At 48.6% G+C, this 14773-nt stretch carries 12 protein-coding genes; 9 read left to right on the top strand and 3 right to left on the bottom strand.

The window, feature by feature from the left end; genetic code table 11:
* Positions 1-18 precede the first annotated feature (18 nt).
* From nuoK to J3491_RS05000, 5 genes are all read left to right on the top strand, one after another.
* On the top strand, positions 19-327 hold the full coding sequence (nuoK, locus tag J3491_RS05020) for an NADH-quinone oxidoreductase subunit NuoK (RefSeq protein ID WP_075101564.1): 309 nt from the start codon (positions 19-21) through the stop codon (positions 325-327).
* Between the two features lie 4 nt (positions 328-331).
* A complete protein-coding gene (gene nuoL, locus J3491_RS05015; protein ID WP_207969389.1) occupies positions 332-2206 on the top strand; it encodes an NADH-quinone oxidoreductase subunit L in 1875 nt (624 codons plus the stop codon).
* 1 nt (position 2207) lies between these two features.
* Complete coding sequence (gene nuoM, locus J3491_RS05010) at positions 2208-3833, top strand: NADH-quinone oxidoreductase subunit M (RefSeq protein ID WP_075101462.1); 1626 nt, start codon at positions 2208-2210, stop codon at positions 3831-3833.
* Positions 3834-3836: 3 nt separating this feature from the next.
* Positions 3837-5315 (top strand): NADH-quinone oxidoreductase subunit N, encoded by a 1479-nt coding sequence (locus J3491_RS05005; RefSeq protein WP_207969388.1) that lies wholly within the window; start codon positions 3837-3839, stop codon positions 5313-5315.
* Positions 5316-5537: 222 nt separating this feature from the next.
* A complete protein-coding gene (locus tag J3491_RS05000; RefSeq protein WP_424108349.1) occupies positions 5538-6356 on the top strand; it encodes a ferredoxin--NADP reductase in 819 nt (272 codons plus the stop codon).
* Positions 6357-6459: 103 nt separating this feature from the next.
* Here the strand turns inward: J3491_RS05000 and J3491_RS04995 are convergent, their stop codons facing one another.
* Positions 6460-7233, bottom strand: coding sequence for a hypothetical protein (locus J3491_RS04995; RefSeq protein ID WP_105246581.1), 774 nt, complete (start codon positions 7231-7233; stop codon positions 6460-6462).
* A 381-nt stretch (positions 7234-7614) separates the two neighbouring features.
* Between J3491_RS04995 and J3491_RS04990 the strand changes: the two genes are divergently transcribed.
* Both J3491_RS04990 and J3491_RS04985 read left to right on the top strand, forming a co-directional pair.
* The gene (locus J3491_RS04990; RefSeq protein WP_207969386.1) at positions 7615-8502 is read left to right on the top strand and encodes a TonB family protein; all 888 of its coding nucleotides are present in this window, start codon (positions 7615-7617) and stop codon (positions 8500-8502) included.
* A gap of 122 nt (positions 8503-8624) precedes the next feature.
* Positions 8625-9500 carry a mechanosensitive ion channel family protein gene (locus J3491_RS04985; RefSeq protein ID WP_207969385.1) on the top strand — a complete coding sequence of 292 codons (876 nt, stop codon included), beginning with the start codon at positions 8625-8627 and terminating at the stop codon, positions 9498-9500.
* A gap of 84 nt (positions 9501-9584) precedes the next feature.
* On the opposite strand, the gene ybeY is transcribed toward J3491_RS04985, so the two are convergent.
* Complete coding sequence (gene ybeY, locus J3491_RS04980; RefSeq protein ID WP_207969384.1) at positions 9585-10190, bottom strand: rRNA maturation RNase YbeY; 606 nt, start codon at positions 10188-10190, stop codon at positions 9585-9587.
* 257 nt (positions 10191-10447) lie between these two features.
* A complete protein-coding gene (locus tag J3491_RS04975) occupies positions 10448-11551 on the bottom strand; it encodes a PhoH family protein (RefSeq protein ID WP_207969383.1) in 1104 nt (367 codons plus the stop codon).
* Positions 11552-12103: 552 nt separating this feature from the next.
* On the opposite strand from J3491_RS04975, the gene J3491_RS04970 reads away from it, so the two are divergent.
* Together J3491_RS04970 and J3491_RS04965 are read left to right on the top strand one after the other, a co-directional pair.
* Entirely contained in the window at positions 12104-13399 is a 1296-nt protein-coding gene (locus J3491_RS04970; RefSeq protein ID WP_424108348.1) for an FAD-dependent monooxygenase, read from the top strand.
* Between the two features lie 101 nt (positions 13400-13500).
* The gene (locus J3491_RS04965) at positions 13501-14754 is read left to right on the top strand and encodes an FAD-dependent oxidoreductase (RefSeq protein WP_207969381.1); all 1254 of its coding nucleotides are present in this window, start codon (positions 13501-13503) and stop codon (positions 14752-14754) included.
* Positions 14755-14773: the final 19 nt, after the last annotated feature.

The following is a 14773-nucleotide window of genomic DNA, read 5'->3' as shown; positions in this document are numbered from 1 at the left end:
GCTGAGGCGCAAAATGTACTGGGTATGATACCCATGAGTCATGGACTGATTTTGGCAGGTATTTTATTTGCTATCGGTCTGTGCGGCGTCATGGTACGACGTAACTTTTTATTTATGCTAATGAGTCTTGAGATTATGATGAACGCGACGGCATTGGCATTTGTAGTAGCAGGCAGTCGCTGGGTCGATCCAGATGGGCAGATTATGTTTATCTTTATTTTGACTTTGGCCGCGGCTGAAGCTTCAATCGGTCTGGCAATATTATTGCGGTTTTATCATAAGCGTGGGCATCTCGATGTCGATAGCGCCAATGAGATGAAAGGATGATGTCATGAGTTTATTACCATTAACCTTTATATTCCCGCTCATTGGCTTTTTAATCTTAGCCTTTATGCGCGATAAACTCACCGAGCAGGTGGCGAGGATAGTCGGTGTCGGTAGCATGCTGCTATCTGCGCTTTGTACGCTCGTCGTCAGCTATACTTTTTTGACCAGTCACCCTGCAGGTACGGTCATCGAGATGCCGCTGTGGACGTGGTTTCAGGTCGGGGATTTTGCTCCGAGCTTTGGGCTGAGTTTTGATGGCTTGGCATTGACCATGACAGGCGTCATCACGGGTATCGGTTTTTTGATTCATATGTTTGCCGCTTGGTACATGAAAGGCGATACCGGCTTTGCCCGCTTCTTTAGCTATATGAACTTATTTGTCGCCAGTATGTTGTTGCTGGTGCTCGCAGATAACTTGTTTTTGCTGTATCTGGGCTGGGAAGGCGTGGGTATTTGTTCGTACTTGCTGATTGGTTATTATTACCACGACAGAGCCAACGGCCGCGCGGCGATGAAAGCCTTTACGGTCACGCGGGTCGGTGATGTGTTTTTAGCCTTTGGTTTGTTTTTATTGTTTCGCGAGTTTGGCACGCTGCATATTCAAGAGATTATCACCCGCGCGCCCGAAGTCTTTGACCTAAACAACCCCATAATGATGCTGACCACTATGATGCTGGTGGGCGGCGCGATGGGTAAATCCGCCCAGCTGCCACTACATACATGGCTTGCTGATGCGATGGCAGGTCCGACGCCAGTATCGGCATTGATTCACGCCGCGACGATGGTCACCGCAGGGGTGTATTTAATCGCCCGTCTGCATCCATTGTTTGAGCTGACCCCTGGTATTTTATTGTATTGGGTCGGCGGCGTCGGGGCGTTGACGCTCGTGGTCGCTGGATTTTGTGCGCTGGCGCAAACCGATATTAAGCGTATCCTTGCTTATTCGACCATGAGTCAGATTGGCTATATGTTTTTGGCCTTAGGCGTTGGCGCATGGCAAGGGGCTATCTTTCATTTGATGACCCATGCTTTTTTTAAGGCGCTGTTGTTCTTGGCATCAGGTGCGGTCATTCTAGCGGTACATCATGAGCAAGACATCTTTAAGATGGGCGGCTTACGCAAAAAGATACCTTTGGTATTTTGGTGTTATATCGTCGGTGGCGGTGCACTCGCTGCGATTCCTTGGGTCACCGTTGGTTTTTATTCTAAAGAAGCGATTCTTTGGGAAACTTATGCCACCGGTCACTTAGTACTATTTTACATGGGTGTGTTTGGTGCATTCTTAACGGCAATTTATACCTTCCGTATGATCTGGATTGTCTTTTTTGGTGAAGAAAAGACCCATGCGCATAAGCTGTCAGGGGTGTCCTACTGGCTACCGCTTACTGTGCTTTTGGTACTATCGACCGCTGTCGGTGCGTGGATTACGCCGCCACTACAAGGTGTGTTGCCCCAGAGTGTTGGGCATCTATTAGAAGTGGCTGGTCAAGCAGAGGCCAAGCATACCGCAGAGTATATCGCCATGGGTGCGATGCTGGCAGGTTTGGTATTGGCCGCGCTGTTATATGTGGTCAATAAAGGTCGTCTGCTTACCAGTTTTAAGCGCTCGCGTGTCGGCGGCGCGCTGTATCACTGGTGCTATCACGGCCTAGGTTTTGATGCGCTATACGATTTACTTTTTGTAAAACCCTTTTTGTTCATCGGCCGCTTATTAAAAGCCGACCCTATCGATAAAACGTGGTATGTCTTACCTAAGCTGGCATCAGCAGGTAATAAGGTATTGTCTGCGACGCAAACAGGGTCACTTCGAGGTTACGCTGCAAGCTTTGGCTTAGGCGTTGCTGTATTGCTCGTGCTGGTAATGATAACGGTGGTATAAGATGATTGAGTTACAACAAACGTGGATGCTACCAGCATTGATTGCAATTCCTTTTATTGCAGGGTTGCTATGCTGGCTGGTAGAGCGGATTAATAAGCGTCTGCCGCGCTGGATCGCCTTAATCGGGATGATCATAACCTTTGCTTTGTCACTCGTGCTATGGCAGTACGGCGACTATAGCGGTATGAGTAAGCAGGTGATCGCGCCAGATGCAAACGTGCCATGGGTCGCTGAGTTTAGTGTGCCGTGGATACCAAGCTTTGGTATCAGCTTTCATTTGGCGCTAGATGGCTTGTCGCTGCTAATGGTGGGTCTAACAGGGCTGCTCGGTATTGCCGCTGTCGCTTGTTCGTGGAACGAGATTCAGCGCCGTGTGGGTTTTTTCCATCTCAACTTATTGTGGAGCTTGGGCGGCGTCATCGGTGTGTTCTTAGCCATTGATCTGTTTTTGTTCTTCTTCTTTTGGGAGATGATGCTGGTTCCTATCTACTTCTTGATCGCGCTATGGGGTCATGATGTGGTGGGCAAAACCAAAGAGTACGCAGCGACCAAGTTCTTTATCTATACCCAAGCGTCTGGGCTAATCATGCTCATCGGTATCTTGGTGTTGGTCATCATCAGCTATGCGCAAACTGGGGTGGTCAGCTTTAATTATAATGACTTGCTCGGTACCTCGCTTGGCGGCTGGGAATATCCCATTATGCTGTGCTTCTTTATCGGTTTTGCGGTGAAGTTGCCGATTGTACCTTTCCATGGCTGGTTGCCCGATGCGCACGCTCAAGCACCAACAGCAGGTTCGGTGGATTTGGCTGGGGTTTTAATTAAGACTGCCGCCTATGGTTTGATTCGTTTTGTCTTGCCATTGTTTCCAGCCGCGTCGCAAGAGTTTGCACCGATTGCCATTACCTTAGGGACGATTGGTATCTTTTATGGGGCGTGGCTCGCCTTTATGCAGACCGATATGAAGCGTCTATTGGCATATACCAGTGTCTCGCACATGGGCTTTGTGGTATTGGCCATCTATGCTGGGACGCTCATCAGCTTACAAGGCCTGATGATTCAGATGCTGGCGCACGGGCTTAGCTCGGCGGCATTGTTTATCATGGCAGGACAGCTGTATGAGCGCTTACATACGCGCGATCTGACTTTGATGGGCGGTATGTGGGGTCAGTTCCGCTACTATGCACCGATACTGATGTTCTTTTGCGCCGCTTTATTGGGTATCCCGGGTACGGGTAACTTCATTGGCGAATTTATGATCTTATTTGGCTCATTTGCTCAGTATCCTGTGTTTGTGGTTTTTGCTACGTTCAGCTTGGTACTTGCAGGCCTATACTCGCTCATTTTGATTCACCGCGCCTTGTTTGGTAAAAACAATATCGAAGCGCTGGCGATACACGAAACCAAATCGCATGGTCTGCCGACGCGTAGACTAAAAGATTTGGGCAAACGTGAGCTTTCGTTGCTGCTTATGTTAGCAGCAGGTTTGGTCTGGCTAGGATTGTATCCGCAGCCATTCCTCGATACGTCAAGTCACGCCATGCAGTGGATCAATAATGCATATATATACAGTCAAGTCACACAGGTAGATGCCATGCAACTGCTTGATGCAATGGAGGCACGTTAAGTCATGAATGATATTACGATGAATGATTTGATGGGATTGCTACCTTACGCACCGATCATCGCCGTAGTGATTACGGTGTTGGTGGTGATGATTGCCATCGCGGTAAAACGCTCACATATGGTGACAGGTACTGTTACGGTGGTGGGCTTAAACGTTGGGCTATTTACCTTGCTGGCGCAGATAGCTGGTATCGTCAGTAGCGGCGAGGCTGCGCCTAGCGCTGAGCAGTTATTTATCATCGATAATTTTGCCCAGTTTAATATGGTGGTGATTTTTATCTGTGCATTGGCGTGCTGTACGCTGTCTTATGCTTATCTTGCCAACCTAAAAGACAATAAAGATGAGCTGTATCTGCTGATGTTGCTATCGACAATCGGCGCGCTGCTGATGGTCAGTGCCCAGCATTTGGCGGCGTTCTTTATGAGTCTTGAGATGCTATCGATACCGCTATATGGCTTATTGGCCTATACTTATATGCGTAATCGTTCGCTTGAGTCGGGGCTGAAGTATCTGGTGTTATCAGCGACCGCATCGGCCACACTACTGATGGGCATGGCCTTTATCTACGCTGAGGTGGGCGCGCTGGCGTTCAAACCGATCAGCTTGGTATTGGGTAATGTGTTTGAGTCGCCACTCTTGATACTTGGGGCGGCGATGATGCTGTTCGGTATTGCCTTTAAACTCTCAGCAGCTCCTTTTCACATGTGGACCCCCGATGTCTATGAGGGTGCACCAGCTCCTATCGCTACGTTTTTGGCGTCTGTCTCAAAAGTGGCGATGATGGCTTTGGCCGTGCGTTTCTTAATAGATACCGCGTTATTGGCGCTGCCGTCTGTACAGATACTGCTGATGGTGATGGCGACCTTATCGATATTGGTAGGTAACTTACTAGCCGTACGTCAGACCAGTCTCAAGCGTTTATTGGGTTATTCATCCATTGCGCATATGGGTTATGTGCTGATCGTTATTGTCAGTATCGGTACCGCAGCCGATAGCATCTCTAGCATGTATATGGCGGTCTACGCCTTTACCTCTATCGGTGCCTTTGGGGTAGTGACCTTGATGTCGAGTCCTTATCGCTTGGCAGGTGAGGCCGATGAGCTGACTCACTATCAAGGGCTGTTTTGGCGTCGTCCCGTGCTGACAGCGGTCATGACCATTATGATGCTGTCACTGGCGGGTATTCCGCTTACCGCAGGCTTTATCACCAAGCTGTTTGCGATATTGGCAGCGGTACAAGGGACCAACTGGTTCTTGGCTGCGATGATTATCCTAGGCAGTGCCATCGGTCTGTTTTATTACTTGCGCGTGTTGCTTACCTTGTTTAAACGTCCTAAGCAGTTTATTGAGTTTGATGTGGCGGGACAGTGGGGTATTCGCACGGGTGGTATCATGGTCATCGCCGTCACAGCGATTATTTTGTTCTTTGGTATCTTGCCAAACAGTATGATTGAGTGGGCAAGCATGGCACGTATCTGGTAATGTACTGATAGTAATATGCTGATAGATAGGTAGCAAATAAACCGCTACAGTGCAGCAATCTATCGTGCCGCACGTCCGCTGTGATGGTAAACCACCCAAGATGCGCCAGCTTTATGATAAGTTTGGCGCATCTTTTGGTTTGACCCCTTTAAAAACAAATAAACACAACCATCAATAGAAGTATTAAAAGAAAACGACTAATAAAAACGAGAGTGATTAACTATTATGAGTGACAATATTCAGACAGTAACGGTGCTCAGTAAAACCACGTGGACACCCAATTTATTTAGCTTTACAGTCAGCCGTCCTGATAGTTTTAAGTTTACTGCAGGGCAGTTTGTGCGTTTGGGGGTCAACCCCAGTCGGCTGAAGTATTATCAGCAGCAGGACGAGGCATTAGCAGCCTTGGACGAAGACATATTTCGTGCCTACTCAATTGTCTCCTCACCATTTGATGAGGTGTTAGAGTTTTTCTCTATTGTCATTCCTGATGGCGCTTTTACCTCGCAGTTGCAGCACTTAGAAGTGGGTGATGAGCTGCTTCTCAATACCATGCCATTTGGCTTTTTGACGTTGGCTCGCTACCAAAAACCCTTGCCCAAAGACTTATGGTTATTGGCGACAGGTACAGGCTTGGCACCGTTTTTATCGATGCTCCAAGACCTAAAGACATGGGAAGACTACGAGCATATCGTACTGGCCTACAGTGCGCGCTCGGTAGAAGAGCTGGCTTATATTGAGCTGATTGAACGCTTGCAAGCAGACTTTGGCTCGTTGGTGGACAACCCTGCCAAGCTGATTTTTATCCCCATTGTCACCCGCGAGTCCGTCGATGGCGCATTGACGGAACGCCTGCCAAAGCTGCTATTGGACGGTACGCTACAAGAGCGTGCGGGTATTGCGCTGGATGTCGACAGCACCCATGTGATGCTCTGCGGCAACCCGGAGATGGTAGAGGACACCAAAGAAGCCCTAAAGACATTAGGGCTGGTGATGAACCGCCGCGGCGAGGGCAATATCGCGGTAGAGAACTATTGGTAAAAGCTATTGATGTATTGATAAAAGCTGCCGCTACTTGATAGACGAAAAGTAGCGGCGTTTTAATGGTCTATTACGTACGATTGATAGCCCATATAGTTGGATATCAAACCTGACTGGGCTCGGTGGCATCTGCGACAGGGTTGATCGGGCCTTGCATCAGCTCAGGCTCATCGGCGTCGCTAATGATGTCTTCATTGCTACTGGCGGCCAGTAGGTCACGATAGTTGATCTGGGTCTTTAAGATCATCTGCTCTTCTTCAAGCTCGCCGTAATTGACCTGCACCTTGTGCAGTGTGCTGATGATTTTTTTGTTCTTTTTTAGCCAGCGGTTGATATCGAGGTAGATCACCTCATCTTTGGCACGAGCAATGTTGATATACGATAAGATAAAGCCGAGCGGGTCTTTTTTGAGGATACGATGATAAAACCAGATAAAAAGCTTGATACCTTGGCGCTTGATAAAAGACTCGCAGCGCAGGTTTAGCACATCGGTATAGGTCTGCTGGCCAAAGACAAAACGCTGCACATTGCGATCGAGCTGTACATGAATCAAGCTAAAGTTACTGGCGACCTCGATATAGATGCCTGAGATGTCAATAGTACAGTATAGGCGAAACCAGTCGTCGTGCATCTCAACGCGCAGCTCTAAGATGGCCTTTACATTGTCGGTGACAAACTTTTGCAACGCATCGTTGACGTATTGCTGCGCCACAGGCAGCGATAGCTCGTTTTCAAACTTATCGGTGGTTTTGTTATAAAGGTTTTTAACAGATTGGGTGAGCCGCTCCCAGCCGTCGCTAAATGACTCATCAAAACGATAGCCAATGTTTTCAAAGTACTCATCAAAACTGTCTGAATTGTTTACGTTATCACTCATGTTATCAAAGCCACTCAAACGTATTATCCTTATAGTGCGCTATTAAAGTATGCACTTCTTGTTGTGTTCCTGCATATTATTGAAAGCAAGCATCCCAATGATAGGGTGTTTGTTTTATAGTATCTCGACTATAGCATTTATAAAGCAGTATATAACAAATATCGTGGCTTCAAAATGAACACAGGCGTTTTATCGTAAATGATTTGTTTGCAGTGTGGATGGCGCGCCTGTTTGGCGGTTATGCTGGCGACGCAATTCTATGTCATGTTATGATAGCCTCGGCACGGCATGAGTCAACCGCTTAGTGGTGCCTATTCATTGATACATAGATGAGCGGCAGACTTGTGCTGCGCCGCTCATACCCTTAAGCTGAGAGCAACTGTGGCCTATATTAAAGACTCACAAAGTTATCATTTTTCAGCGCAAGCTCCTAAGCGCGATAGAAGTCTGCTTATGGCGATCGTCATCGCTGTGAGTGTGCATGTGCTGATTATTTTTGGTATCAGTTTTTCTATGGGGCAAGATCCGGCAGCGATGATGCAGGATGTGGCCAAGGCCTTGACGGACAACATGCAGCCAAATGAGGACGCGCACTTTATCGCCAACGCCTCGCAGGTCGGTGGCGGCACGATAGAAGAGCAGCTCAGGCAAGAAACTGATCAGGTCAGCCCGCTGTCAGCTGAGCAAATGAGCGAGACACAAGATGTGATCAATTTGCAGCGGCAGACCCGTCAGCAGCGCTATCAAGAAAGCTACCTGCGTACCACCTTGAGCTGGCGACAGGCAACCGTCGAGTCTGATAATGACAGTACGCAAGAGCAAGATGATATCATGGCGCAGGAAGAGCGTCTGCGCAAACAAATCGCGACATTAGAGGCGCAGTTGTCCCAGCGTCAGCAGGTCTATGCGACCAAATCAAAAGTGGTGACGGTCGATAGTAACTCAACGACGCGCGGCGCTGCAGCGGATTATATCAATACGTTTCGTGAGCATGTCGAGCGGGTCGGCAACCTGCATTATCCAGCGCAAGCTCGGGCGCAGGGTATCACCGGCGACGTACGCTTGATGGTGGTTATCAGTAGTGATGGCAATGTCAAAGCCATCCGTTTGCTAGAGAGCTCAGGCTCGACGATATTGGATGAAGCGGCAAAGCAGTCAGTGCGTCAAGCGGCACCCTTTGGCAAATTTACCGAGGACATGAACGATATTGTAGAGCTGCGTTTGATACGCACTTATCAGTACAGCGATACAGTCAATGTGACGTATTAGCGGATGAGGTATCAATAAGCGACGTATCAATAAGCGATACAGCAAATCAAATAAAAGCCGTTTGTCAGCAAAGGCGAACCGGCGCTTAGATATCACAATACACTTAAACAAAAAGAGTCAGTATGGAATTTTTAGGTTTTACAGTCGATGTTGCTGCTTTGACCAGTAACGCATTGAGCTTGGTAATCAAAGTGGCTTTTGCCATCGTTATATTTGTGGTCGGGCGCTGGCTGGCCAAAAAGGCCGTTACCTTTGCTCATGGTATTATGCGCCGCAGTCATTTAGATGATACGGTGGCCAGCTTTTTAGGGCGCTTGCTTTATGGCGTATTACTGGTGGTAGTGGTGTTGGCCGCGCTGAGCAAGGTTGGGGTCCAAACGACATCGGTCGTTGCCATACTGGGCGGTGCAGCGGTCGCGATTGGTCTGTCGTTAAAGGATCAGCTATCAAACTTTGCCGCTGGTATCATGATCGTTACTTTTCGCCCCTTTGTGCGCGGTGATTATGTACAGATTAGCAGCTACACAGGGACGGTGACCGAGATTACATTGATCAACACCCACCTAACCACGATCAACAACCACGATATCATCATCCCAAATGGCGATATCACCACCTCTGCGGTGACCAATTATACGGCGCTGCCCAATCGCCGCGTCGATATCACGGTTGGGATCGGCTACGATGCCGATATCAAAACTGCTAAAGAGGTGATGCTGAGCTTGGCTAGAAACAACCCAATGGCCTTTACCGACCCTGAGCCTATCGTACGCGTGACCAATCTGGGCGACAATTCGGTAGATTTGACCCTCAATGTCTGGACGACCAATGCTGATTGGTGGACGATGCAGTGTGATTTGCTTGAGCAGTTTAAATACGCTTTAGATGATGAGAATATTGAGATTCCATTCCCGCAGCGTAGCGTCCATGTCAAAGGCTTGGATCAGATGATTAATCAAATGGGTCAGTCGCAAAAACTGCCCATGACTAAAGACTGAGCCCACGACTAAAGAGTGAATAATGGTTGGTTATTCGGTGCTTGTTCTAAGGGATTGGTTCGGTCAAAAACCATCTCGTCAAATTCAAGCGTTTGGTAGATAGGGGTTTGGTAGGTTGAGACTTGCCAAAATCTCTATCTCAAACCCTTCCATCTCCTCTTGCTCAGCTTGTCCAAGCTCGTGATCAAAGCCTAATAAATGCAGCATACCGTGTACCAATAAATGACTGATATGCTGCGCGACGCTCTTGTCTTGTTCGGCGGCTTCTCGTACCACGACTTCATGACAGATGATCAGCTCGCCGAGTGGTAGGGTCGGCATCAAGTCAATAATAGCGACGGGTAAGTCGCTTGGATAGGATAAGATATTGGTCGCATAGTCCTTGCCCCGCGCCTCTAGATTTAATTCACGACCTTCAATTTTGTCGGTAATATAGATATCTAGCGCTTTGATTTTGTGCTGCCACGTCTCAAGGCTAATATCTGTAAAATAAGGGAGCATCAGACCGTTTTCTATACGTCTATCTATATATTTCAAAGTTGCAGCCATGATTGGCAATAGACGATCTGCACTGTAGTAACGACTGATTAACCCCTCATCGATACTATCAAGAGCGCTGACATCAAGCTCAACTTTGTCTAGATTATTTATCTTTAGGGCGTTTATATTATCGTTGTTAGATTGGTTCATAGCGTCACCTTAAGGAGAGATAGAGTCGATTCTAAATAAAACAGATAGATTGTATGTCAACGTGGAACTGGTATAAACTTTTCTTGCGTGCTGTGCCTACGCCGACAGAGGCTGCGAAAATTTCACTGCGTATTGTCTGAAAAATAGCCGCCGCCAGCGCCACATTTGAATGTTCAACATGCCTAATGAAAAGACCAGATCACTATGTTTAGTAATCCGGTCTTTTGGGTTAGACATAACGGTTGAACGACGTTTAGCTACAGTTTAGAGGCTGCATCTGCCACCGCCTGTCTGCGCTCTTGCTCTTTGATGCGCTCAAACTTACGTTTTTCTTGTAGCGCGATTTGCTCTTCATCAAACACATCATAGGCTTCGACGATTTTTTGTACCAACTGATGGCGTACCACGTCTTTTGAGTCAAACTTAGTAATATGAATCTCTTCGATACCGCTTAAAATATCCATCGCCTGTGCCAAGCCTGATTTGGTACCGCGTGGCAAGTCGACCTGTGAGATGTCACCGGTGATGACCGCGCGTGAGCCAAAGCCCAGACGCGTCAAAAACATCTTCATTTGCTCAGGTGTGGTGTTTTGCGCTTCATCCAAGATGACAAATGAGTTGTTTAAGGTGCGGCCACGCATATAAGCCAGCGGCGCAATCTCGATGATTTGTCGCTCGATCAATTTGCCGACCTTCTCAAAGCCAAGCATCTCATAGAGGGCATCGTAGAGTGGCCGCAGATAGGGGTCAATCTTTTGTGTGAGATCACCGGGTAAAAACCCTAGCTTCTCCCCAGCTTCTACCGCTGGACGAACCAGTAAAATACGCTCGATCTCATTACGCTCTATCATATCGACCGCGCAGGCCACCGCAAGATAAGTTTTACCCGTACCGGCAGGCCCAATACCGAATGACACATCGGAGCTGAGCACGTTTTTTACATAACGCTGCTGATTGCCACCGCGTGGGATGATTTTGCCTTTACGAGTACGTAGACTAACAGGGGTAAAATCATTTGCCGAATCCAAATCGGCTGCATCGTCTTCATCATCGGCAGATTCTTGCTCATCTTCCATATCTTGCTCGCGCGAGATACTAGACTGAATGATAAGATGCAGCTCTTCTGCACTAATGTCTTTAGTATTTTGGGCTTCGTCAACCAGCTTATAGATGATACGTTCGCCGCGCTCGACCGCAGTCACATCACCGCTCAGGCAAAAGTCACCTTGGCGTTGAATGATCTTGATATCGAGGCGATCTTGTAGGTATTTCATGTGGTTGTTGTATTCACCAAGCACGGTTTTGAGCTGTGCTGGGGTTAATGATTCAAACTTTATACGGCGGCTCATAGAATCAGTCAAGCGATTATCCTTGTGTTGTGTACCCGCTGCTATCGCCTAGTCTGATGAGATCAACATGGAGAGCGCTACGGGCTTCAGAGATAAAAAATAAAATGATAAAAAATAAAATGGGTAATAAAAATCGTTCGTCAAAGTGTCTGGGCGGGCAGTGTGTCACGCGCCTTTTAACACGCAGGAGGCCTATCTGCTAGCGATATAGATAACGGTAAATTATTATTGGTTTTGGGGTTGATGATAAATTAATGTCTTGTCTTCATTATGGTAGATAGTTTTTAAAATTCAAGCCATCGCCTGCCCAGATGGCGGGGTTTTTGTATGTAGATTGCAACCACAGGCTGGTGGGCAAACGGCTGCAATGGTGAGGTATGCTGTGGCGTAGCTCACCCTTATGTCAGTCTTTTATGATATGACCGCAAACAGGTGAGTACACGCTTTGCATACGTGTCAGGGCACAGAAACTCAAGCAAACTGTGGTAATCTAGGGCATTAATAAATAACGCCTGAAAAATAAGAAAGCACACCATTAAAAGCAATATGATTAGGAATAGCATGATGCAAAATACCAATGCAACGTCATCAACTGTCAAAAAAAAAGCAGCAATCACCGACCAGCAAGTGCTGATCGCCGGCGGCGGTCACGTCGGCTTATCTTTTGCCTTGCTATTAGCGCATCACGGCATCAAAAGTACTTTACTTGAAAAAAACAGTTACCCAACCATCAGCCCGCAAGATGACCGCACGCGCAGTCATTATTTGGACAGTCGCAACACTGCTCTGTCGCGGCGCACCGTACAGATTTATCAAGAGATTGGGCTGTGGGATGAGCTACAAAGCCATGCCTGCCGTATCGATGCGGTACAGATCAGCGAGCAAGGCAGCTTTGGCCGCGCGCAATTAAATAAGGCGGACGAGCAAGTCGAGTCGTTTGGGCAGGTGATGGAAAACGCTTGGCTGGGGCGTAAGCTACTACTGGCCGCGCAGCAGGAGTCGCTGATTAGTATCATTGATAATGCCAACGTCATCGCTGTCGAGCAGCAGCCTGATGGCGTGACGCTCAGCTTTAGCTACTACGGCGAAGAAGAGCACGAGCAGCAGCTGCAGGCCAGTCTACTGGTCGCTTGCGATGGTCGCGACTCTACCGTGCGCCAGTTATTGGATATTGGCACGACGACGTATGACTATCAGCAGACCGCCATCGTCGGAGTGGTAGAGACGGATAAGCCGCACGACCATGTCGCCATTGAGCGCTTTAGTCCAGCAGGGCCACTGGCGGTGCTGCCATTGACCGACCCAGAAGGCGATGGCAATGAGGAATATCAACAAGGCTACAGACGCTCGGTGGTTTGGGTCTGCCCAAAAGGCGAAGAGACAAGATACCTAGAAGATGATGCGCATTTCTTGGCGACGTTGCAGGGAGCATTTGGCGATCGTGCTGGCACGTTTGTCAACGCTGGTCGCCGCGGTGGCTACCCGCTGACGCGCGTACTGGCAGATAAACAAGTCGCTGGCCGCTGCGTCATCATGGGTAATGCCGCCCACACCTTGCATCCCGTGGCAGGTCAAGGCTTTAATCTGTGTATGCGCGATGCTCAGGTACTGGCAAAAATGCTGAGTGCGCAAGTGCTGCGAGGCGAGGATATCGGTAGTCCAGCATTGCTCACGCGCTACGAAAAATTCCGACAAACCGACCAAAAACGCGTCATTCGTTTTTGTGATGCGGTCGTCCATGGCTTTACCCACCCTAATCCCGCCATCAAATTGGCGCGTAACATGGCACTGGTGGCGTTTGATAAATTGCCCAATATCAAGCCGCTGGTGGCAAATTATGCGATGGGCTTAAAATCGTAATATCCATAACTAAAATGATACAAGCATTTTTATCAGTACTTTGGCCAGTAGCAGTATTTATTTTTAAATGTTTATCACGTCCTGATATCGAGAGCTAACTTATGACAAACAACCATACACTCATTATCGGCGGTGGTATCGTCGGTGCGACGCTGGCGCTAAAGCTGGCACAGGCCAAAATGCCCGTGACCTTAATCGATGCGCGTCCTGCTCGAGATGAGTCTGCATGGAAACAGGTGCTACGCCGCCGTGATGCCCGTGTTTATGCGCTGAGCCTCGCCAGCATTGAGCTGCTAAAAGACGTAGGCGCTTGGCAAAAGGTAGCGCTATCAGGGCGCAAGGCGGATTACTCGCAGATGCAGGTATGGCAACTCAATGGTATGGGCGAGCTATTATTTGGCGATAGTGACCGCAGTGCGCCAGAGCTGCTTGGCAGTATGGTTGAACCAGCGGTCATCGAGTATGCCTTGTGGCAGCGTCTGTCTGAGGATGATGTCAGTGATTATCTGACCGTCATCGCAGGGCAAAAAGTCGTCAATATGGACTGGCGCGGGACGCAGCAGGGCTACCGTGTGATGCTAGCGGACGGCGCTGCTATCGATACGCATCTGCTCGTCGGTGCCGATGGTCGTGGCTCGTTTGTCCGTCAGCAGGCGGTGATTGGGCTGGACACGCTTGATTATAACCAAACCGCGATTTGCTGTGCGATTCAGACTGCCAAACCCCATCAAGCGACCGCACGCCAAGCCATGCTACCGACCGGCACGCTGGCTCTGTTGCCATTAGCGGATATCACCGATGAAGATAAAGCCAATCCGCAGCATTGGCAGTCCATTGTCTGGACACTGCCGCGCAATTACGCACTGGCTTTGCTCGAGGAAGATGAGCGCGTGATCGCTGATAAATTGGCTGCTGCTAGTCACTATGAGCTGGGCGCAATCGAGCAGATAGAGTCCATCGCCAGCTTTCCACTGAGCGCGCAGCAAGCGAAGCGTTATGTACAGGACAATTTGGTGCTAATAGGCGATGCCGCCCATGGTGTGCATCCGCTGGCAGGTCAGGGGTTAAATCTGGGTATGCTCGATGTGAAGGCGCTAAGTGAGCAGCTGATGCACGACTATGCGCGTAGCGGCAATAAGCTGTGGGGCAGTAACCAAACTTTGCGTAGCTATGAGCGTTTACGCCGACCGCATAATAGCCTGATGATGCATAGCTTTTCGGCGCTTAATTGGCTGTTTGCAGGCTCGCTTGCGCAGATGCGTCCGATTCAGCAGATTCGCAGCGAAGGCATGTACCGCGTTGGCAAGATAAAACCACTCATGCGATTGTTTGCGAAGCAGGCGAGTGGAGTTTAGGGATGGTTATTTTTAATTC

The organism is Psychrobacter halodurans (genome assembly GCF_017498075.1).
Taxonomy (GTDB): Bacteria; Pseudomonadota; Gammaproteobacteria; order Pseudomonadales; family Moraxellaceae; genus Psychrobacter; species Psychrobacter celer.
Note: the sequence above shows the minus strand (reverse complement) of the source record. Positions and strands in the feature narration are given on the sequence as shown.